Origin of the sequence: Microcoleus sp. K1-B1, from assembly GCF_036704705.1 — a bacterium.
Lineage (GTDB): Bacteria > Cyanobacteriota > Cyanobacteriia > Cyanobacteriales > Microcoleaceae > Microcoleus.
The window spans coordinates 1-23,046 of sequence record NZ_JAUBSH010000014.1; the positions used below are offsets into that span (position 1 = coordinate 1).

A 23,046-nucleotide genomic window follows, 5' to 3' on the forward strand; every position below is an offset into this window, starting at 1 on the left:
TGGTCGTTAAAAAATATTAGTCAAATGCTTAAGCTGAGGTGTACTTACTTAAATGAATTATTATAAATTATCTAAAACTCTTTAGGTATTTTTGGTCTACTTGTTTAAGTTTATATATTTTGATAAGCGAATTTGATTAGAGTCTCGCTAATTTTTTCCATCCTATAATATAGGGATAAGCTAAAATAAAAGGGGAACTGTATCATACTTTTCCCCTTTTACAAAATTGGGATGCTCCCAAGTCCAGGGTAGTGACTTCTAGCTGAAAAAAGCCAAAATAAGCCCAGCGGTAAATCCAGCCTGTGAAAAACAGCGCCGCACTGAGTAAGCCAAGGATACTGGCAAAGGTTCCTAAAATGCTAGGTTCTGGGTTAGATGGGGGATTTTGGGACACGGAGGATTACCGAAATAGGGTTATGTGACTAAAAATTCGTTTCAGAACAGTAATTTTCCGGATCGGAGCTCCTACTTAAGTAATAGGAAGTATAAGTCAATAAACAGCGCTGTCATAATCATGAACGGATTATTGAAGATATTAGGCGTATTAGCACTCTTGACGGCAATGACTGGTTTAGCTGGGTGTGGCAGCCAACCTCCAAAAGATTCAAACAATCAAACCCGTAAAGAGGTTTTGAATAATCAGCAAACCGTTGCAGTCCTGTTGCCAGATATAGCACAAATGACGTTGAAAAATGGTCAGTCTAAGTCGGGTAGGTTAACGGCTTTGACTCAGAAGCAAATACAAATTACTCCCGGTGGCGGTTCTCCGGTATCAATACTAATTGACCAAATTAAGGATAAGAAAGTGACGTTTAAGGGTCAAGTTAAATATGTCAGCAATGGAGCGCTAAAAATCCGGGGGGAGGATAAGACAAAACCAGTGCTAGACAGTTGGCAAGGAATTCCGCTGAGCGATTTTCAACTGCAAAATCCTGATACGGCAGAAGTAAAGATAACGTCCTTGGATAAGACAAAGCAGCAAGGTATCCAGCAAGTAGCGGCGAACAGTGGCTTTAGGTTGGAGCAAATGCAGTTGGATTCTGCTGGGGGAAAGATGACGCTTCAGGTAACAGCGTTTGACAAGTAAAAGTTACGAGGTTAGACACCCGGTTTCTTTGGTATTTTCTGTTGGCTCAAATCACGATGTTCTGGAGAAACTTGGTTGCCTCAGTTTGGCAATTAAATTGGAACATCTTATGAAACGCATTTTAGGCAGTATTTTAGCAATAGGCATTGGTTTGTCTCCGCTGACGGTTCCGTTGATGGTTGAACCTAGTTGGGGGCAAACTCAAAATCCCCAGCGCCCGAAATTAGAGCAACTTCTCAAACAAGCAGAGCAACAGGAGCAGCAAGGAGAACCCCTAAAATCGATAGATACCTTGCAGAAGGTTCTAGCTATTTCCCGACAACTCAAAGATAGAAAATCTGAAGCGAATGCACTGCTTGGGCTTGGTTATAACTGCCGTAAAATCGGGCAACCGCCGAAAGCATTGGAATACTACAACCAAGCTTTGCCGATTTTCAAAGCAGTGGGCGATCGCTCTGGTTTTGCTACGACGCTGAGTAATATCGGTGTGGTCTACTGGAGTATTGGGCAACCGCAGAAAGCTTTGTCATAAGTAACCACACAAAATTAATTACATAAAGACTCCTTGCTAGGCAAGGGTTTCAGTAGAAATATTGTGTAATTAATTCTGCACACCTACTTACTACAACCAAGCTTTACCGATTCTCAAAGCAGTAGGCGATCGCTCAACGGAAACCAGGACGCTGAATAATATCGGTTCGGTCTACCGTAACATCGGGCAACCACAGAAAGCTTTGTCATACTACAACCAAGCTTTGCCGATTAGCAAAGCAGTGGGCGATCGCTATGGTTTTGCCACCACACTGAATAATATCGGTGCGGTCTACGGTAGCATCGGGCAACAGCAGAAAGCCTTGGATTACTTCCACCAAGCTTTACCGATTCGCAAGGAAGTGGGCGATCGCTATGGTTTTGCCACCACATTGAATAGTATCGGTGAAGTCTACCGTAGCATCGGACAACAGCAGAAAGCTTTGGATTACTACAACCAATCTTTGCAGATTAGCAAAGCAGTAGGAGATCGCGCTGGTGTTGCTACGACGCTGAATAATATCGGTTTGGTCTACGATAACATCGGACAACGGCAGAAAGCCTTGGAATACCTCAACCAATCTTTGCAGATTAGCAAAGCAGTGGACGATCGTGCTGGTGTTGCTACGACGCTGAATAATATCGGTGCAGTCTACTGGAGTATTGGGCAACCGCAGAAAGCCTTGGATTACTACAACCAAGCTTTACCGATTAGCAAAGCAGTAGGCGATCGCGGTGGAGTTGCCACCACGCTGAATAGTATCGGTGCGGTCTACAGTAACATCGGGCAACAGCAGAAAGCCTTGGATTACTACAACCAAGCTTTACCGATTTTCAAAGCCGTGGGCGAGCGCTCTGGTTTTGCCACTACACTGAATAATATCGGTTTGGTCTATTGGAGTATTGGGCAACAGCAGAAAGCCTTGTCATACTACAATCAAGCTTTACCGATTCATAAGGAAGTGGGCGATCGCACAGGGGAAGCTATTACGCTGAGTAATATCGGTTTGGTCTACGATAACATCGGGCAACGGCAGAAAGCTTTGGATTACTACAACCAAGCTTTGCCAATTAACAAAGCAGTGGGCAACCGCAAAGGGGAAGCTATCACGCTGAATAATATCGGTTCGGTCTACTGGAACATCGGGCAACGGCAGAAAGCTTTGTCATACTACAACCAAGCTTTGCCGATTAGCAAAGCAGTGGGCGATCGCGAACAGGAAGCCATCACGCTGAATAATATCGGATTGGTCTACCGAAATACCAAACGCTCGACTGAAGCTATCGAAAAGTTAGAGGAAGCGGTCAAAATCACCTTAGAAATGCGGGGTAGTTTAAAGCGAGAAAATCGACAAAAGTTTTTGGAAACTCAAGCAAGAATAGCAGTTGCCCTTGTCGATCTCCTCATCGAGCAAAACCAACCCGATCGAGCCTACGAATGGATTAACCGCGTCACTACTGCCGAACTAGCTGACTACACTCGCCTAATTAACGCCAAAGTTGAGAATCCCGAAGCCCAGAAAGTAATTGATGATTGGAATCAAAAAAATCAGCGACTTCAATTGCTGCGGCAGCAATTACAACAAAATTTTTCAGTTGAGCGTTCCCGACAAATGCGGGACTTAGAAGCCAAAGTCAACAAACAAGCCGAAGACATAGCCCGCAGCTTTCCCGAAGTTGCCGAACTCTTTGAAACCAAACCTGCCGATCTTGACCAACTGAGAAAAAATATCCCATCAGGAAGCGTGATTATTCATCCCGTATTCCTGACAGGCGTGACAAACATCACGAATAAAATTGCCATCTTTGTCATCACCAAAGATCAACTGACCGTCACTCAAAAAAACATTAATTCCAAACAATTCAATCAACTACTCACCCAATACAGCAAACAACTAGAAAACCGCTATAACACCAACTACCTCGAAACCAGCCAAAAACTATACGATATCCTCATTCGTCCAGTTGCATACAAAATTCCGACTGCATCCAACACTCAAGTGAGTATCATTGCCCCCAGGCAACTGCGCTATCTCCCCTTTGAAACTCTCTACGACAGCCAAACTGACAAGTACCTAATTCAAAAATATCCCATCAACTATCTCACCTTCATTTCTCCTCGTTCCTGGCAAAATCGCCAACAGATCGAATCAGTTACACCGCTAAAAGACATCCCATCGATTCAAGGCATTGCATTTATTGCCATCATTGGCGGACTCGGTTTTTTAGTATTTCGCAAATTCGGGATTGTAGCAGCCAGTATCCTAGTTGTAGTTTCAGGTGGAGTTGCCTTGTGGTTGGCATCTGGTAGCAAGGCTCCCATTTTAGCGCTAGGCAATCCTAAACCTATTGAACCATATATTTTAAAGGAAGCCGAAGCGGAAGTTAAAGCAATCGAAAAAATTATCCCAAGCAGTAAATCCTATATTCACCAAGATGCCACCCTCGACAGATTCAAAACCGAAGCACCTCGCTTTCCCTTCTTGCACCTAGCAACTCACGGTTGTTTCCAACTCGAAGGCTGTAAAAACTTAAACATGAAAGCCAATACGATCCTGTTTGCCGATAAAGAATACGATATTGCCGATGCAGCTTTACTAGGATTGCAAAACACCGAATTACTAGCTCTGAGTGCCTGTCAAACTGCCAAAGAAACCGATGTAAACGGCGAACAAATCTCTGGTGTTGCCTACGTGTTTGAACGCGCTGGTGCCAAAGCTGTCATCGCCAGCCTTTGGACTGCGCCAGACACAAAGACTAAAGATATCGCAATTCAGTTCTATCAAAACATCAAAAAAGGCATGAGCAAAAGCGAAGCACTGAGGCAAGCTAAACTCAGTCAGATTAATAGTCATCCCTTTTTCTGGTCGCCTTTAATTTTAATTGGCGATGGGCAGTAAGTACAGAAACCAGGTTTCTCAAGCTGTTGACTGGATATATTGCACTTGTAGGGTGAGAGTTCGATCGATCTATAAGCTCGATCTATTCAATTTCAGGACTTAGTATGAGGCCCAGAAACCGGGTTTTTCGCAAATCCTCGTCACAACCCGAAGATTCGGTAAAAAACCCGGTTTCTTCGATCGAAGCGCGTCCAGGACTGACAATGCAACCGAAAACGATATGACTTGATATTTATGATTCATATAGTAAAGAAAAGACTGTGACACAATAGAATAGGTAATAGCCGATCGCGAGGCCGCACAGTATGCTCAACAACACCATTACCATTCCCCAAACCTTCAAAGTAACTCACGAACAGTTCCAGCAAATTGCTGCGGTCAACCGTGACTTAAGGCTAGAGAGAACTGCTACAGGAGAATTAATTGTTATGCCCCCCACTGGAAGCGATACAGGTAAGCGCAATCTAGATATAGAAGGACAAGTCTGGCTGTGGAACCGCCAAACCAAGCTGGGAGTAGCATTTAACTCTTCTACTGGTTTTCAACTGCCCAATGGGGCCGATCGCTCCCCTGATGCTTCCTGGGTTAAATTAGAACGGTGGCAAACTCTCACAGCCAAAGAACAAGAAGGTTTCGCTCCCATTTGTCCGGATTTTGTTGTAGAATTGCGCTCTAAATCTGACAACATGGAACCATTGCGAGAAAAAATGCGAGAATACATCGCCAATGGAGCGCGTTTGGGATGGTTAATCGATCGCAAAAACAAGAAAGTTGAGATATACAGACACCATCGAGATGTGGAAATATTAGACAATCCCAGCACTTTGTCCGGGGAAGATGTGTTGCCGGGATTTATTTTAGATTTAACTGATGTTTGGTAACGCGAGGCAAGACGCCCCAAATTGAGATGTCAAATGGGCTCTATACTATTAAAGCTCTGGCGGAATTTGACCGATCGCCTTTGCTGATAAAATAAATTATGAACGATCGCACATCCAATCCAAACATCCCCCCACACACCTGGAAACGTCCTATCGGCCTCGGTTGGGAGAATCCCTATACAGTACGCTACGCAAGCAATCTCGACGATGGCCCCTGGCACGGAATGCCTCTGGGCGGGTTCGGTGCCGGCTGCATCGGGCGATCGTCCCGTGGCGACTTCAACCTCTGGCACATTGACGGCGGCGAGCACATTTTTCGCAGTTTGCCCGCTTGTCAGTTCAGCGTTTTTGAAGAAACTCAAGGCAAGAAACAAGCATTCGCACTGTCCACTGAACCACCTACAGATGGCAGTTTATCTACTTGGAAATGGTATCCATCGGAAGGCAGAAGGCAGAAGGCAGAAGGCAGAAGGGAAGAAGAAGAAAAAACCGGGGAAGAGTCTAACTATTCGGGGAGTTATCATGCTTTGTATCCGCGCAGTTGGTTTGTTTACGAAAATGTGTTTAATGCTCAATTAAGCTGCGAACAATTTTCGCCCATTTTGCCTGATAACTATCAAGAAAGCAGTTACCCAGTTGCCATGTTTGAATGGGTGGCGCACAATCCTACAGATGCGCCGATTACTCTCAGCATCATGCTGACTTGGGAGAATATTGTCGGTTGGTTTACTAATGCCAATAAGTCGCCGAAAGTGATGGTGCGAGATGATGGTAGTCCATTTTATGACTATCAACCCCGGTGGGGAGAAAGTGCCGGAAATTTGAATTTGTTGGTGGAAGATTTCCACCGCATCGGTTGCGTGATGACGCGGTTGACTGCTGAGGACGAACCGCAAGAGGGGGATGGACAATGGGCGATCGCAACTATTACTAATCCGGCGGTAGAAGTATTCTATCAAACTCGCTGGAACCCGGCGGGGAATGGCGACGATATTTGGCGCAACTTTTCGGCTGAAGGTTTCTTGTTGGATGACAAAGACGAGACAGCAGCAGCAGCAGGAGAACAGTTGGCTTGTGCGATCGCAGTTCGTTTTACTCTTCGACCTGGAAAAACGCGCAAAATCCCCTTTATTATAGCTTGGGATTTGCCCGTTACTGAGTTTGCATCGGGAGTTTGGTACTACCGCCGCTATACGGATTTCTTCGGCCGCAACGGCAAAAATGCTTGGCCGATTATTCGCACTGCAATGAAGCATTCCGATACTTGGCGCGAAAATATTGAAGCTTGGCAAAAACCGATTTTAGAACGGAAAGATTTGTCAGACAGTTTTAAAATGGCGCTGTTTAACGAGTTATACGCCCTAACAGACGGCGGCACTCTTTGGAGTGCGGCTGACGAACGCGATCCCAAGGGTCAATTTGCGGTTTTGGAGTGCATTGATTACCGCTGGTACGAAAGTTTGGATGTGCGGCTTTACGGTTCTTTTGCTTTATTGATGCTGTGGCCGGATTTGGAAAAGTCGGTGGTTTTAGCATTCGCTAGGGCAATTTCAGCCGGAGACGATACGCCGAGAATTATTGGCTGGAATCAAGCTTCGGCTATTAGAAAAGCTGTCGGTGCGACGCCACACGATTTGGGTGCTCCTAACGAACATCCTTGGGAAAAAACGAATTATACTAGCTATCAAGATTGCAATTTGTGGAAGGATTTGCCTTGCGATTTTGTGTTGCAGGTTTATCGGGATTTCCTGTTGACTGGTGGCACAGATTGTGAGTTTCTGCAAGAGTGTTGGCCGGCAATTGTTGAGGCTTTGGCTTATCTGAAAACTTTTGATGAGGATGGGGACGGAATTCCTGAGAATTCGGGCGCACCGGATCAGACGTTTGATGACTGGCAAATGCGGGGGATAAGTGCCTATTGCGGGGGTTTGTGGTTGGCGGCGCTGGAGGCTGCGATCGCGATCGGCGAAATCTTGGAAGATGCAGCACCGGAGATAATTCCTAACCCTCAAGCAAAGATAGCATTATATCACAGTTGGCTGTTACAAGCAAGACCGAGCTATCAAGAAAAACTGTGGAACGGTCAATATTACCGTTTGGACAGCGAGAGTAATTCCGAAGTGGTGATGGCTGACCAACTGTGCGGTCAATTTTACGCGAAGCTGTTAGGATTACCGGATATTGTGCCGCCCGAATGTGCAGTCAGCGCTTTAGAAACTGTGTACGATTCTTGCTTTTTGAAGTTCAATGAGGGGGAGTTCGGTGCGGCAAATGGGGTGATGCTGAATGGTTCGCCGGAAAATCCCAATGCGACTCATCCTTTGGAAGTTTGGACGGGGATTAATTTTGGGTTGGCGGCTTTTTTGGTACAGATGGGAATGGAGGAGAAAGCGTTTAAATTGACGGATGCGGTGGTGAAGCAGATTTATGAAAATGGGTTGCAGTTTCGCACGCCGGAAGCGATTACGGCGGGGGGGACTTTTCGGGCGAGTCACTATTTGCGGGCGATGGCGATTTGGGCGATTTACGGGGTATTGACCAATTTTAACTTTTGACGGGGTTTGGGGGAGCTATAAGTCCCACGCTGTACGCGTTGGATCGGCGTTGGGATACATGGACTCTCCCAAGCAAATTTTATCCGGTCAATCAGGCGTAAAATTTGCAAGCTAGATGGACTAATTTTATCAGGAATGTATATAATCCTAAAAGGAGGTGGGAGCAATGCAACATCAAGCCGTCAAAGTTAGACTGTATCCAACAATTGAACAACAGACGACATTAGCTCAGCACTTTGGCTGTTCCCGTTGGTGGTGGAATTATGCACTCAATATGTGTATTGAAACCTACAAAGCCACGGGTAAAGGCTTGACTCAAATTGCGTTGAACAAACTCCTACCGCATCTCAAAAAACAAGAAGAAACACAATGGTTGTCTGAGTGTTACTCTCAGGTTTTGCAAGCTACTACGCTCAATTTGGTAGCTGCTTACAAGAACTTTTTTGAAAGTAGGGCTAAATACCCTAGATTCAAAGCCAAGAAAAATAGGCAGTCAATCCAGTATCCGCAGTCCGTCAAAATTGTTGATGGTTTTCTCAAGTTTCCCGGTCGTGTCGGCACTGTCAAAGCCAAATTACATCGACCGATTGAGGGAACCATCAAAACCGTAACTCTCAGCATGACTCCTTCAGGGAAATATTATGCCTCCGTGCTGACAGAACTCGAAGGAGACAAACCAGTTGCTTGCACCCATGGAAAAGTTGCAGGAATTGACTTAGGATTAAAAGATTTTGCAATTGTCAATGATGGCATCAGGACATCTAAATATGCTAATCCTAAACACTTACCAAAACATGAGCGCAACCTCAAAAGAAAACAACAAAAACTAGCCAGAAAGGAGAAAGGAAGCAAGTCGAGAGATAAAGCCAGGAAACTGGTTGCTAGGGTTCACGAACGAGTTAGCAATGTCCGTCAAGACTACTTACATAAACTATCGAGAAAGCTTGTTGACGATAACCAAGTCATCGTAGTCGAAAGTCTAAACACAAAGGGCATGGTTCGCAACCACAAACTAGCTAAAGCAATTTCTGATGTGGGTTGGGGGATGTTTGTCAATTTCTTGCATTACAAACTAGACCGCGAAGGCAAAGTGTTGGTAGAGATTGACCGATGGTTCCCTAGCTCGAAACTCTGTTCAAATTGTTACTATCAGGTTAATGAAATGCCATTAGATGTTAGGGCATGGACTTGCCCTAGTTGTGGTACTCATCACGATAGAGATGGCAACGCTGCAACCAATATCAGAGCAGAAGGAATCAGAATGCTATCGGTCTTGGGAGCCAGGACTGCTGCTGATGGAGGGGATGTGAGTCCGAAGCTGGGACGTAAGTCTAAGCTGACGCAATCCCCAATGAAGTCAGAAGCCCACGCTGTACCTTTATGTCAGCATTGGGTAGTTCACATAGGGAAAAAGGTATATTAGCTGGTGAATCCCACTAAAATTTTTAAAATTTAAGCCTTCCACCCCATTGTTAGCAAGGAAAACGGTTAATTCAACTATCAATAAAATTGACCGTAAATTTTTTTTGCGTTCGAGGAAGACATTAAAGTTTCATGCTCAAATTTTAGCCTAGCTCAAGTTTGAGCATGAAACAGGCCTGGGATGTGAGAAGTATCGAACTCGGCTATAAACGAGAGAGAAAAAGGGTTTGAGGCGATTGTTGACACCAATGCAGTCCGCACCTTACCCGTATATAATTTGGAGCGATCGCCAATTTCAAGATAAAATAGAAAAATGTCAAATCCTTTGCTTTCCCTTAACTACGAACCCGCCATCGAATCCCTCGGTGGCGACTATTTTGATGAAGTCCCTGCGGCCGATTTTCCGCAGCATATTCTCCGCTTCCGCAATGACCAATTATTGCCGACATTGGGTTTAGACCCCGCACAAGTAACCGACCAACATTTCATCGAAGCGTTCGGCAAATTTCATTGTGTCCGTCCCTTTCTTGCACTCCGTTACCACGGCTATCAATTCAACGAATACAACCCGAATTTAGGCGACGGTAGAGGCTTTTTGTACGGCCAAGTTCGCGGCAATGACGGCAGACTTTACGACTTCGGCACTAAAGGTTCCGGCCGCACGCCCTACTCGCGGCACGCTGATGGTAGACTCACTCTCAAAGGGGGAATTCGCGAAGTTTTAGCCGCCGAAGCTTTGCACCGATTGGGAGTTCGCACATCTCGCTGTTTTAGTTTAGTTGAAACGGGCGAGGCTTTGTGGCGGGGCGACGAACCATCACCCACGCGATCGTCCGTAATGGTGCGTTTTAGTCATTCTCACATCCGCTTTGGAACTTTTGAAAGGTTGCACTATATCCGCAGGCCGGATTTAACTAAAAAACTTTTAGATTTTGTTATTGAATATTACTATCCAGAACTGCATTTAGAAGCAAGTAATGCGGGTGTTTCGCCTGCGGAAAAATATGCCCTATTTTATGCAGATTTAGTCAAGCGAGTAGCTGAATTAGTTGCTCAGTGGATGGCAGCAGGATTTTGCCACGCCGTGCTGAATACTGATAATATGTCGATTACTGGAGAAAGTTTCGATTACGGGCCTTTCGCTTTTATCCCAACTTACAAGCCGGAATTTACAGCAGCTTATTTCGACCATTACGGTCTGTATTGTTACGGCAATCAACCGTTTATTTGTAAGAGCAATTTAGAGAAGCTTCAGCAACCGCTAGCAGCGGCGATTCCTCAAGCTGATATGGATGGTGCTTTGGAAAAGTTTGGCGAGTATTATAATGCAGCTTATCGGCAGTTGATGCTCAATAGATTGGGATTTGAGCATTTGCCCGAAGCTGATGGAGATGAGTTGTTGAAGGTGACAATTAAAATGCTGGCGGAGTCTCAAGTAGGCTATCACGATTTCTTTTGGGAATTGCGAAGACAGTTCGATCGCACTTGGCGAGATGATGCTAGTCTAATTTTTGCTGAGGCGGAACCGGCGGACTTGATAGCACCTTGGCGAGAGTTTTATTATCACGTGTTGCAAAGTTTGTCGGCGGATGATATGGACAAAATGACCGACTGTTTGCGGAGGCACAATCCCGAACAATCGCTGTTGAGACCGACGATTGAGGCTGTTTGGGAACCCATAGCTATTGATGATAATTGGGAACCGTTTTATGAATTGGTGAAGAGACTTCAAAATTCTTAAAGGGAATTGGGCATGGGGCATTGTTGACTGTTGACTGTTGACTGTTGACTAACAACTGACAACTGACTACTTGAGCTTTTCAATCTCAAATTGTGCATCTTTGTAACCGCCGGTAAGTCCTTGATCGAGAAACATTTTGCCGGCTTTTTCTAAATCGCTAATTGCTCCTGCTTTGTCTCCCAAGGAGCGGCGAACCATGCCTCTACCGTAGTAAGCAGCAGCATAATTCGGACTGATCCGAATAGCTTGCACGTAATCTGCGATCGCACTATTGTAATTCTTTAACTCCTGATAAATCTTAGCCCGATTGGCGTAAGCTTCAGCATTGTTGGGATTGAACCCGATTGCTGATGTAAAATCTGCGATCGCCCCCTGGGCATCACCCCCGGCGCTGCGAGCTAAACCACGATTGTTAAAAGCATTAAAATCATTCGGATTCACTGTCAGCGCTTGAGTGCAATCGGCAATTGCTTTCGGATAATCCTTCAAATTTAAATAAGCAATGCAGCGATTGTTGTAAGGAACCCCATCCTCCTCGCTCAGCGAAATTGCCTGAGTGCAATCGTCAATTGCCGCTTGATGCGCTCCCAAATTCAACTGCGTGCTACAACGATTAGCGTAAGCATCTGCACTCTTGGGATCGATCGCAATTACCTGAGAATAATCCGCCAAAGCTCCCTGATAATCTCCTAGGTGAAAGCGAGCTCTCCCCCGACTGTAAAAAGCATCAACATTCTTAGCATCCAGTTTAATTGCCTCAGTATAATCTCCAATTCCCCCCTGTAAATCGCCGCTCCCAGCACGAGCCAACCCCCGCGAATGATAAGCTTTAACCATGTTCGGCTCTAACCGAATTACTTCGTTAAAATCCTGAATAGCCATCTTGTAATCTTGGAGTTCTAAATAAGCAACTCCTCTTTCATAATATGTATCAGCATCCTTGGGCTGGAGATTCAAAGCTTGAGTGTAATCCTCAATCGCCCCACGCTTGTCGTTAAAATCGTGACGGGCTAGGCCGCGGTTAAAATAAGCCTGAACATATTTAGGATTGAGAGCGATCGCCTGAGAATAATCCGCAATTGCTTCTTCATACTTTTGTAAATCATAATTAGCATTACCGCGCTGATAAAAACTCTCAGCATTTTTAGGATTCAATTGAATTGACTTATTAAAAGCCTGCAAAGCTGCCTCCGCATCTTTATTGCGAGACTTTTCCACTCCCTGTTCGTAATATTCCTTAGCTTTAATCGGATTCGGGCGGCTCCAATAACTAAACAGAAATATCAGAACTATCGCCGCCCCGACGCCCGCCAAAATCAGCAACCAAAATCGACTTCCCAAACGTGAATAAAAACTATCAGAAGACACTAAGCTGGGAGCAATACTTTTCTTGTGAGCCGTATTCACAGGATCTTGGCGGTGTCTCAACTTGCTGAGAGCTACCAAAACTTCATCCGCAGATTGATAGCGCTTGGCAAATTGGTGACAGACCATTTTGTCAATGATATTGGCTAATCCCACAGAACATTGAGAGCGGTTTCGCCACACAATTTCCCCCGTGTGAGAAGGACTCGGATCTTGCAATTTTGGCAAATCCGTACCGGGTAAACCAGTGATAGCTTGGACTGCCATCATCCCAACTGCATAGAGGTCACTGCTAAATTGTGGGTTGCCTTGAAATTGTTCGATCGGCATATAAGCCGGAGTTCCAGTAGCAATGGTGCGCGGAAATTCTGTATCGTACTCGCTGACGTGACTCGCAACTTCTTTAACCGAACCAAAGTCAATTAAAACTAATTTGCCGTCTGGTTTGCGGCGGATTAAGTTGGAGGGATTAACATCGCGGTGAATCACTCCCTGAGAGTGTACGAAAGCGAGAACTTGTAACACTTCTTGCAACAGATCCACCACTCGTTCTTCTCGCCAAGGTTGACCGGCCACAATTTCCCTATTTAGGGCGTGTCCGGGGACAAACTCTTCGACGAGGTAGAATTGATTGGCTTCTTCAAAATAAGCTAGTAAAAATGGAATTTGATCGTGTTTTCCCAGCTTTTCTAATATTTCGGCTTCTTGTTTAAATAAGCGATAAGCTGTTTTGAGAACTGTGGAAGTGTTGCTGGGAGGGCGCAGTTGTTTGACTACACATTGAGGGTGGCCAGGGCGGCGAGTATCGACAGCTAAATAAGTTTGTCCGAAAGCTCCTGAACTGAGAATTTGCACTACGCGATAACGCCTGTCTAACAGTTGACCAACCATGTTCATATCTATAATTGAGAATTGGTAACGGGGAGGTGGTAATTGGGAATTGGTGACGGGGAGTTGGTAACGGGAAGTTGGGAATTGGGAATTGGGAATTGGGTCTTCTTGTTTCTTCCTTTTTCCTTCTTCCTTCTGCCTTTTTTCTTCTTTTTTTAACATCTGAATGGTGACTAATAGTTTATTTAGGGTCGTTGATTTGTGATTGTGCGTTTTGGAAACCATCAGCTCTTCCTTGTTCTAGAAACAAGGTTGCAGCTTTCTGAAAATCCTCGATCGCCCCAGCACGGTCTTTGAGTTGGCGGCGGACGAGGCCTCGGCTGTAAAAAGCGCTAGCATTGTTGGGGTTGAGCCGCAGCGAGTGAGCGAAATCCTCAACCGCTAAAGGGTAATTTTTTAGTTCTGAGTAAATAGTACCGCGATTGCTGTAAGCTACTGCATCGCTAGGATTGAGTCGAATTGCTTGAGTAAAATCTTCTAAAGCTCCCTGCTTGTCTCCCGAAGCCGATCGAGCTAATCCTCGATTGCTGTATGCTTTGGGATTGTTGCCGTTGAGTCCGATCGTCAAACTGCAATCTTCGCTGGCCTTTTGAAATTGTTTTAAATTCAGATAAGCAATGCAGCGGTTGTTGTAAGCTGCTTCGTCTTTTGGATCGAGGCGAATTCCTTCGGTGCAATCTGCAATCGCTTTGTCGTAGGTGGCCAAATTCAAGTAAGCGCTGCACCGATTGGTATAGGCATCAGCGAGATCGGGTTGCAATTCGATCGCCTTAGTATAATCTTCCATCGCTCCTTGATAATCTGCCAGATTAAACCGTGATCGACCACGACTGTAGTATACGCCAGCTTGTTTGGGGCTAATTTGAAGGGCTTGAGTAAAATCTGCCATTGCTCCTGTTTTGTCGCCTGCAGCCGATCGAGCTAAACCCCGATTGCTGTAAGCTGTAGCATCGTTGGGACTGAGCCGAATTGCCTGAGTGTAGTCTTCAATTGCCTGGGGGTAGTCGCCCAAATCGTAGTAGGCTAAACCCCGCTGAGAGTATGCCTCACCGTCGCTGGGATTGAGTCGCACTACTTGGGTGAAATCTTCCACGGCCCCCCGCTTGTCCCCGATGTCGAGGCGGGCCATCCCTCGATTGTAGAGAGCTTTGGTGTGGCTAGGATTGACTTTAATTGCTTGCGTGTAATCCTGTATTGCTTCCTCGGTTGCGCCCATGTCGTAGCGAGCGTTTGCCCGCTTGTAGTAAGTTTCCGCATCGCTGGCATTCAGGGCGATCGCTTGAGTATAATCGGCGATCGCGCCTGTTGTGTCACCTTGCTGCGCCTTGGTAACGCCGCGGGCTAACAATTCTTTTGACCTCGCCGGACTTTGACTCTGCCAAAAGTAAATTATCAGTGCCGTCAAGATTAAAGCTGCCGCTGTTGCAGCCAACAGCAGGAGTTTGGTTTGGCTTTGTCTTCGCGGTTGACTCATAGCGTCAGTGATGATTGTGGCTGGCGGCGGCTCAACCTCCAATTTTACGGCGATTTGTTTGAGGTCTGCTAAAACTTCGGCTGCCTCTTGATAGCGTTCCTCGCAGTCAGGGCGCACCATTCGATCGATAATATCTGCTAGAGCTGCCGAACAAGTTGCCCGGTTTCGCCAGGAAATTTCGTTTTTGTTGTTTTTTAAGGCACTCAGTTCGTTGGGCGAGAGTCCCGTCACGGCAAGCTGGGCGATCGTACCTAGAGCGTAGATGTCGCTATTGTAACGGGGGTTGCCGCTCGATTGCTCGATCGGCACGTATAACTCCTGGGCCGCCAAATCCTGTTTTTTTGCCTCATGCCGTTTAACAGAGTTCGGGGAAGTTTGCGACAACAAATGACAGTTAGCAAGTTCCGGGTTAATTTCTTTGTCTAAGCTAAAGTCTACCAATACAAATTTGCCGTCTGACTCGCGCCGGATCGCTCTGTCTGGTTGAATTCTGCGGTGAATAAAACCCTTCTCGTGTATGAACACCAAAATTTCTAATATTTCTGATAGCAGAGCAATTACTTGGTCTTCATCCCAAGGTTGACCGGGTATTAGTTCTTGACTTAAAGGTGAACCGGCAATAAATTCTTCAATTAAGTATAAACTTTGATTTTCCTCAAAATACGCCAATAATTCCGGGATTTTGTCGTGTTTTCCCAATTTTTCAATTATTTCTGCGTTTCTTTGAAATAAAACTTTGACTAATTCTGGAGTTTGCGAACTTGTGCCGGGGAGTCGCATTTCTCTAACCGTGCATTGCGGATACCCGGGACGGTGAGTATCTGCTGCTAGATAAGTTTTTCCCACTTCACTTGAGTCTGTGACTTTAATGATGCGGTAACGTCTGTCTAGAAGTTGACCAATCATGCTTTGCCCTCTACCCTATCAATTTTCCATTATCGCATGAAATCAGAATAGCCAAAATATTTGGCTGAGTAATTTAAGTTCGATCAAGCCGTGACTCCCACCCAAAAACGGATACTTGATTTCCGATAGGAGTGCTTAGCCTCCCAAAATTTTAGACCAGAGTTGAAGCTACCCGATTCATTTGTGGAGTCAATCTAAAATCTAAAATCTAAAATCGACTGATTGGACAAACGGGCGATGGGATTGGCAATCCAAGTCCAGCGCTGTTGCCACGCTCTTCTAATATTTTAGAAAAAAAATGCTGAAATTGTTTATCCTCTCAATGAAAACTGTATAATTTAACAACCGGGGCGGAGGTGACTCAAATGAACGTACAACTGGTTGAATCCCTAATTCAAGTTATCCTGTCTCTCGAAGCCTGCAAGCAATTAGCGATCGCAGGAAAAAGATTAAAAAATATCCCTTGCCCTTTGACTCAGAAGCTCGTGCAGCTTGTCCTAAAGGGTGGCTATTTTAATTTTTTGAATGACGAACTAGAGATTTATACTCTCAAAGATCGAGAAGCAATTGCCTGATACTCAAAAACAGGAGATTGACAGAACTTTTAAATGTGTGAACAATAAAAATGTCTGAATCATTAACAAAAGGAGGAACGATCGCAGCGATCGCCACTGCCATAGTTCCCCAACAAGGCAGCGTCGGCATTGTGCGAGTTTCCGGTTCCGCAGCCTTAAAAATTGCCGAAACTCTGTTTCGCGCCCCAGGACGGCAAATTTGGGAGTCTCACCGCATTCTTTACGGCCACATCCGCCGCCCCAAAACCCAAGAATTAGTCGATGAAGCTTTGCTGCTAATCATGAAAGCGCCGCGTTCTTTTACTCGCGAAGATGTGGTGGAATTTCACTGTCACGGCGGTATTATGGCTGTGCAGCAAGTCTTGCAGTTGTGTTTGGAAAATGGGGCGAGATTAGCGCAGCCAGGAGAGTTTTCGCTGCGGGCTTTTTTGAACGGGAGGCTGGATTTAACTCAAGCTGAAAGTATCTCAGATTTGGTGGGAGCAAAATCGCCCGCTGCTGCACAAAGTGCTTTGGCTGGTTTGCAAGGAAAATTAGCGCAGCCCATTCGCAAATTGAGAACAACTTGTTTGGACGTGCTGGCAGAAATTGAGGCGAGAATTGATTTTGAGGAAGATTTGCCGCCTTTAGATGAAGCTAACACTTCTTTGGAAATCAATCATGTTTTGGAGGAATTGTCAACAATTTTGGCGACGGCAGATCGTGGAGAATTGTTGAGAACTGGTTTGAAAGTAGCGATTGTTGGGCGGCCGAATGTGGGAAAATCGAGTTTGTTGAATGCGTGGAGTAAGAGCGATCGGGCGATCGTCACGGATTTGCCCGGTACGACGCGGGACGTGGTAGAATCGCAGCTAGTTGTGGGTGGAATTCCGGTGCAGGTGCTCGATACTGCGGGCATTCGAGAAACCGAAGACAAGGTAGAAAAAATTGGCGTTGAGCGATCGCGCGCAGCAGCAAAACAAGCCGATTTAGTGTTGTTGACAATTGACGCGGAATCTGGATGGACAGAGGAAGATTCAGAAATTTACGAACAAGTAAAGCACCGCCAGCTAATTATAATTATCAACAAAATCGACATAGTAAAAACCATCCCCGAATTACCTTTTCCCCCTGAAATTCACCGTATAGTTACCACAGCGGCCGCCATCGATCGAGGCATAGAAGACTTAGAAACAGCAATTTTAGATGCCGTCAGCGGGGGGAATTTGCAAGCAGCAAACTCAGACTTAGCAATCAACCAGCGACAAGCAGCGGCGTTAACTAAAGCTAAAATTTCTCTGGAACAATGTACAGAGACTATGAGCAACAAATTGCCTTTAGATTTCTGGACAATAGATTTGCGCGGTGCAATTCAAGCATTGGGGGAAGTTACGGGCGAAGAAGTGACAGAATCAGTGCTCGACAGAATATTTAGCAGGTTTTGCATTGGCAAATAGTAATAGGAAAAGAGTAAATTAAATAGGTAAGCTGTCTCGCATTTAAGTTGTATTTTTAGGGCGGGCGGGACGCCCACCCACAAGAATTTCACTCTTTTTGAAACCCCGAATTTCACTCTTTGTGGAACAGGCATCTTGCCTGTTCTGTTGTATTTTTAGGGCGGGCGGGACGCCCAACCCCTACTCCCCACAATAATTTCACTCTTTTTGAAACACCGAATTTCACTCTTTGTGGAACAGGCCGGAAAGCCTGTTCTTGAGAATGGTGTAAGATGTTAATTTCATCAAACTTGACTGTAAAATTTAGATGCGGCTGGGCTTAGTGAAGCAATACTACTGACAAATAACAACTAACTCATTCTTACGATCGAGGTCTTCCCAGACTTGTAATATAAAGCACAGCCTCACCCGCAGGAATACCGAGAACGTCATTGACGCGATCGTCAAAAAAGCCCGCGATACCGCTGACACCCAAACGCAGTTGCATAGCTGCTAAATTCAACCGCTGGCCCAAATGACCCGCGTCCATGTGCAAATAGCGGTAAACTCGATCGCCATATTTTGCTACAGCCCTGTTTAAATCCGCCGTGTGAAATAACAGCGCCCCCGCATCTCTGCCCAAGTCTTGCCCCAAACACAAAAAATGCAGTTCCCTGCGGAAATTTTTAAACCGAATTTGCCGCAATTCTTGAGCTTTCGGAGCGTAATAATAACAGCCTTCTTCTAACCCATGCACTCCCGAAACAGCAATAAAAGTCTCGATCAAACTTAGATCGAAATAGTCTGGATTACCGTCTAATCCTTGGTCGATATAGTGCTGCGGCTGGTAAGTAAAATCCAGCATAGCTAACAGTTCGCCCAAGCTCAAAGAAGCACCTGTATAAGCACGGGTCGAACGCCTTTTGAGCATAGTGTTTTCTAAAGTTTCCAGGTTAACTCCCCAAGGAATCGAAGGAGTGACCGTCGAAACTTTAGTACAAAATGGAAAGTTGTATTTATCCTCTAGTACCCCTTCACTTTCATCAAGTTTCCAGCCGTCAGATCCGGTAGGGTCTGATTCTAAATGCGTGGCTTTATGGAGGTATTTTAACAGTTGACCTTCGGAAATTTTCGGGTAATCTGTCGTGGTGTTTCCGGGCAAAGCTGTTTTAAATTTAGGCAAGTTTTGGTCAATATCTAGCAAGTCGGCTAAAGCAACTACACAAATCGCTCCTTCTTGCTCCGAGTCAATGTAAAGTAATTCATTGACAGCTTCGTCGGCGAATCCTCCAATCAGGTGAGGTCGGTAATCGTTGACGGCGCAAGCTAACTCGATATTGCTCAATAAATGGCCGGTGTCTAGAAAAATTCGCCGATAAGCTCGGTCTTCGTAACGCCAAGAAGAACGGAAAAAAACAGTGGTAATGGCGATCGCCAATTGGGTATTTTCTAGCGCTGGCGACTGGAAACAAGCTGCTTGCAATGTCGGCCAAACTTGACTGTCCCAAAAATGAACAAGTGAATGAGTTCTGCACTGATAGTTGTAGAGTCCGGCCGGCAACTGGGCAGTGCCACGGGAGATTAAATAAACCTCTGCTGGGTAGAGTCCACCCGCCGACGGTGCAGATCGCAAATACAGGTAGCTGTCGTCTACCGTCTGCACTTTCGCCGTCAACCCGTAGCTGCACAGCAACAAGCTAGATAACCGATGCCACCAAGCGGCATCGGGATCGGCATCGGCATCCTCCGAGGGGTCTTTTAGATAAGGCTTGAGGTCAAAATACGCTCCAATTTTATATTCTTTGAAAGGCACAGGTTGCTCTGTCCAATCTAGCTGTTTACTTTTAGCAGCAATGGTTTCAGGGTCGTATTTTGTCCGTTCGTGGTAGTGCTCAGCAATGGAGAGAGGATGTTCTGGCATATTTCAGTAGAGGATTCGCTTTGGTTTCTCGATCGATCTTGACATTACTAACCGCTTACTGGTTGAGCAAGGCAGAAATTTACAAATATAAAAAAAATCTTAGAAAAAATGCGACTGTTGTTACACAAGCTTAACATAATAAGAGACATAAGTATAAATACGCAGAATAATAACCATTAATTACTGTTATGGATTGGCTGCAGTAGCTGTCGTCATGAGGAATGAAAATGCAAAAGCTAAGCGCTGAGGAATTGCTTGCTCAGTATGCTGAGGGCGAGCGAAACTTTAACGCCGTTGACTTAAGTGAACACAACTTGTTTCAAGCAGATTTGACAGAAATCAATCTTTCTGGTAGCGTTCTGAGGCGAGCTTATTTGCCCTACGGAAACTTGACTCAAGCCAATCTTTATAAAACTGATTTGCAAGATGCTGAATTGGGCGACATTCAACTTTATCAAGCTAACTTGTCGGAAGCAACTTTATCAAGAGCCAACTTATCAAGAGCAAATTTGCGTCACGCCAATTTGCAAGGTGCTAATTTGCAGAAAGCTAATTTGCAAGGTGCGGATTTGTACAATGCAGATTTGACGAATGCCGACTTGAGATATGCGGATTTGAGCCGAGCTAATTTGGAGAAAGCAAAGTTAACCAAAGCTCAATTAGCGGGCTGCAACTTATTTCGATCGCGCTTGGTTGATTTGTCGGAAGCGGAGTGCGATCGCACTACTATCGGGCCCGAAGGCTATTGATGATTTGTAGCGGCTAGTCTAGGCGTAGGGCGATCGGCTTACTTAGTCGCTCGCCATTTTTAAAATTTCTTAACATTTCTCGACACGCCGGAAAATGTGAGTTACAGTCGTAGAGAACTTATCGATCCGCAACATTGACAATAAATAACACATTTTTTCCGCGAAAAACAGGCTAAAATTTATGAATTCTCCTGACAACAAATCCCGAGAACTCCGGCGCAAAGAACAAGAACTCCGGAAGCGAGAACAAGAAATTAGGCTCCGCGAACTAGAAGCCGAAATTGACCGCTCAGTGCCCGAACATCTAACAAGCAAGTACCAAGAACCAGATAGCCAAGTTAAGGGCAAACTCAAACAGTGGCGCCGAAAAATTATAGCAGCCGCTCAATTTACAGGCATTGTCATTGCTGTTATCGTTGCAGTTCGCATAGCATCTTGGCTGGCAGCGGCGCTGATAGTGGGAGGCATTGCTTTCATAGCTTACAAAATGTTTATTGAAGAAGACAAAAGTTGAGAATTTAAAGCAGGAAACTATCAGGAAATACCCATGAACCTTAAAGTAGAAACTAGCAACTTTCTCAACGATTTAGAGCGAGTAGCCGCCGTCCGCCGAGAAATTGCCACTCGCCTCAGCAACATCGCGACAGCCATCAACCAATCAGAATTAGCAGGAGGAGAAGCATCGGGAAAACTCGGTTTAGAAACAGACAACGCCGACATTGATGTCGCCAGTAAAAACTTGCGCCAAGGAGTCTTTCGGCTGCTAGTGCTAGGCGACATGAAACGCGGTAAAAGCACTTTTCTCAATGCGTTAATCGGCGAAAACTTACTGCCCAGCGATGTAAATCCCTGTACAGCTTTGCTGACGATTTTGCGATATGGTTCAGAAAAAAAAGTAACAGTTTATTTCAATGACGGCAAAAGCCCAAAACAGCTAGACTTTAAAAGTTTTAAACAAAACTACACAATTGACCCCGCCGAGGCAAAACGTTTAGAAGAAGAAAAGAAACCAGCATTTCCCGATATCGATTGCGCCGTAGTAGAATATCCCTTACCTTTGCTGGAAAAAGGCATAGAAATAGTAGACAGTCCAGGACTGAACGATACAGAAGCGCGCAATGAATTATCTCTCGGTTACATCAACAACTGCCACGCTATTTTGTTTGTACTTAGAGCCACTCAGCCTTGCACAATGGGTGAAAGACGCTATCTAGAAAATTACATCAAAAATCGCGGTTTGAGCATTTTCTTTTTGATCAATGCTTGGGATCAGGTGCGGGAAAGTTTGATTGACCCGGATGATCCTGAAGAATTAGCAGAAGCAGAAGGCAAACTGCGGCGGGTTTTTCAAGTTAATTTGGCTGAATATTGTTTAACAGAAGGACACGATATTTACGACGAGCGAGTGTTTGCAATTACCTCACTTAAGGCGCTCAGGTTGCGGATGAAAAACCCGGATGCGGATTTGGCAGGAACTGGTTTTCCCGAGTTCATGGCGGCACTAAATACGTTTTTGACCCAGGAAAGGGCGATTTCGGAATTGCGTCCGGCGAGGACTTTGGCGCGTCAAATTTCTGCTCGCGTCCGCGAAGCTGTTGCACGCCGTTTACCATTACTCGATCGCGATGTCAATGAATTGAAGGAAAAGATTAATTCAGTCGAGCCGGAGTTTAAGAAGCTGACTCACATTCGCGATGAGTTTCAACAAGAAATTATCGAAGTTAGAGATAGTAAATCGCGGGCGATCGCAGATTCTTTCCGCGCCTACGTTCTTAACTTAGAAAACACCTTTGAAACAGATTTCTTACGGTATCAACCAGAGCTGAGATTTCTGGATTTCTTCAGCCAAGGCAAGCGAGAAGCCTTTGAAGCATCGCTCAAACGAGCATTCGAGCAGTACATCAACGACAAACTAGCAGCTTGGACTCTAACTGCTGAACAAGAGATGAATTCAGCATTTTCGCAACTTTCGCAAAGTGCCGCAAATTACGGAGCATCTTACACGAAAGTGACTGAAAAAATTACCGAAAAACTGACGGGACAAAAAATACCAGCAGCAGTCAGCAACTCGAACGAAGATAACTCGCCCAGTTGGGCAAAATGGGCGATGGGATTGTTCTCGTTAACTACCGGAAATCTGGCAGGTGTAGCAATGGCAGGAGCGGGTTTTGATTGGAAAAATATCCTGCTCAACTTAATCACTGTGATGAGCGTCAGTGTGATTTTTGCTAGTTTGACCGGGGTTGTTTTGGGGCCCCTATATTTAGCTTTGTTGGGGATGGGTGTTGGGGTTTTGCAAGCAGACGGAGATCATAAACAGTTGGTGAAAGCGGCGAAAAAAGAGCTAGTGAAATATCTGCCGCAGGTGGCTCAAGACCAATGGCAGCCGATTCACGATGCTGTGAAAGAGTGTTTTGATGTTTACGGACGAGAAGTGGGCGATCGCATGAATGCGGATATTAATTCTCGGAAAGCTGAGTTAGATAATTTGCTGGAACAAAAGGAATCTCGCGAGATTAATTGTCAGGCTGAATCTGAGCGGTTGAAAAAATTGGAGGCTGATGTTTCTGCAGAGTCGCAGAGTATTGAATCGCTATATCAAGGTTTCCTAGCATCCGCTTGAAATAAAACAA

Annotated in this window: 15 protein-coding genes and 1 pseudogene; 12 read left to right on the plus strand and 4 right to left on the minus strand. The window is 45.3% G+C overall.

Annotated elements, in window-relative coordinates:
* Positions 1–202: 202 nt before the first annotated feature.
* Positions 203–394, minus strand: coding sequence for a hypothetical protein (locus tag QUA83_RS07465; RefSeq protein WP_333292365.1), 192 nt, complete (start codon positions 392–394; stop codon positions 203–205).
* A 120-nt stretch (positions 395–514) separates the two neighbouring features.
* Here QUA83_RS07465 and QUA83_RS07470 point away from each other — a divergent pair, with 120 nt between their 5' ends.
* The 7 genes and pseudogenes from QUA83_RS07470 to QUA83_RS07505 all read left to right on the plus strand — a co-directional run bounded on the left by QUA83_RS07470 (position 515) and on the right by QUA83_RS07505 (position 11,117).
* Positions 515–1,087 (plus strand): hypothetical protein, encoded by a 573-nt coding sequence (locus QUA83_RS07470; RefSeq protein ID WP_333292366.1) that lies wholly within the window; start codon positions 515–517, stop codon positions 1,085–1,087.
* Positions 1,088–1,196: 109 nt separating this feature from the next.
* Positions 1,197–1,619: a tetratricopeptide repeat protein gene (locus tag QUA83_RS07475; protein WP_333292367.1), complete on the plus strand. Its 423-nt coding sequence runs from the start codon at positions 1,197–1,199 to the stop codon at positions 1,617–1,619.
* A gap of 88 nt (positions 1,620–1,707) precedes the next feature.
* Positions 1,708–4,518 (plus strand): annotated as a pseudogene (locus QUA83_RS30535) (CHAT domain-containing protein); the annotation flags it as partial.
* A gap of 305 nt (positions 4,519–4,823) precedes the next feature.
* Positions 4,824–5,399, plus strand: a complete 576-nt coding sequence (locus QUA83_RS07490; RefSeq protein WP_333292368.1) for a Uma2 family endonuclease — start codon at positions 4,824–4,826, stop codon at positions 5,397–5,399.
* A 98-nt stretch (positions 5,400–5,497) separates the two neighbouring features.
* On the plus strand, positions 5,498–7,954 hold the full coding sequence (locus QUA83_RS07495; RefSeq protein ID WP_333292369.1) for a GH116 family glycosyl hydrolase: 2,457 nt from the start codon (positions 5,498–5,500) through the stop codon (positions 7,952–7,954).
* Between the two features lie 166 nt (positions 7,955–8,120).
* On the plus strand, positions 8,121–9,377 hold the full coding sequence (locus QUA83_RS07500; RefSeq protein WP_333292370.1) for an RNA-guided endonuclease TnpB family protein: 1,257 nt from the start codon (positions 8,121–8,123) through the stop codon (positions 9,375–9,377).
* Between the two features lie 312 nt (positions 9,378–9,689).
* A complete protein-coding gene (locus QUA83_RS07505) occupies positions 9,690–11,117 on the plus strand; it encodes a protein adenylyltransferase SelO family protein (RefSeq protein ID WP_333292371.1) in 1,428 nt (475 codons plus the stop codon).
* 66 nt (positions 11,118–11,183) lie between these two features.
* Here QUA83_RS07505 and QUA83_RS07510 read toward each other — a convergent pair whose 3' ends face one another.
* Together QUA83_RS07510 and QUA83_RS07515 are read right to left on the minus strand one after the other, a co-directional pair.
* Entirely contained in the window at positions 11,184–13,598 is a 2,415-nt protein-coding gene (locus QUA83_RS07510) for a tetratricopeptide repeat protein (RefSeq protein ID WP_333292372.1), read from the minus strand.
* A complete protein-coding gene (locus QUA83_RS07515; RefSeq protein ID WP_333292373.1) occupies positions 13,555–15,753 on the minus strand; it encodes a tetratricopeptide repeat protein in 2,199 nt (732 codons plus the stop codon). Before QUA83_RS07515 ends, QUA83_RS07510 begins: the two co-directional genes overlap by 44 nt.
* A gap of 365 nt (positions 15,754–16,118) precedes the next feature.
* Here QUA83_RS07515 and QUA83_RS07520 point away from each other — a divergent pair, with 365 nt between their 5' ends.
* Both QUA83_RS07520 and mnmE read left to right on the plus strand, forming a co-directional pair.
* The gene (locus QUA83_RS07520; RefSeq protein WP_333292374.1) at positions 16,119–16,328 is read left to right on the plus strand and encodes a hypothetical protein; all 210 of its coding nucleotides are present in this window, start codon (positions 16,119–16,121) and stop codon (positions 16,326–16,328) included.
* A 50-nt stretch (positions 16,329–16,378) separates the two neighbouring features.
* A complete protein-coding gene (mnmE, locus tag QUA83_RS07525; RefSeq protein ID WP_333292375.1) occupies positions 16,379–17,764 on the plus strand; it encodes a tRNA uridine-5-carboxymethylaminomethyl(34) synthesis GTPase MnmE in 1,386 nt (461 codons plus the stop codon).
* Positions 17,765–18,125: 361 nt separating this feature from the next.
* Here the strand turns inward: mnmE and QUA83_RS07530 are convergent, their stop codons facing one another.
* Complete coding sequence (locus QUA83_RS07530) at positions 18,126–19,664, minus strand: SagB/ThcOx family dehydrogenase (RefSeq protein WP_333292376.1); 1,539 nt, start codon at positions 19,662–19,664, stop codon at positions 18,126–18,128.
* A 227-nt stretch (positions 19,665–19,891) separates the two neighbouring features.
* Between QUA83_RS07530 and QUA83_RS07535 the strand changes: the two genes are divergently transcribed.
* From QUA83_RS07535 to QUA83_RS07545, 3 genes are all read left to right on the plus strand, one after another.
* Complete coding sequence (locus QUA83_RS07535) at positions 19,892–20,413, plus strand: pentapeptide repeat-containing protein (protein WP_333292377.1); 522 nt, start codon at positions 19,892–19,894, stop codon at positions 20,411–20,413.
* A gap of 181 nt (positions 20,414–20,594) precedes the next feature.
* Positions 20,595–20,927, plus strand: a complete 333-nt coding sequence (locus QUA83_RS07540; protein WP_333292378.1) for a hypothetical protein — start codon at positions 20,595–20,597, stop codon at positions 20,925–20,927.
* Between the two features lie 33 nt (positions 20,928–20,960).
* Positions 20,961–23,036, plus strand: a complete 2,076-nt coding sequence (locus QUA83_RS07545) for a dynamin family protein (protein ID WP_333292379.1) — start codon at positions 20,961–20,963, stop codon at positions 23,034–23,036.
* Positions 23,037–23,046 lie beyond the last annotated feature (10 nt).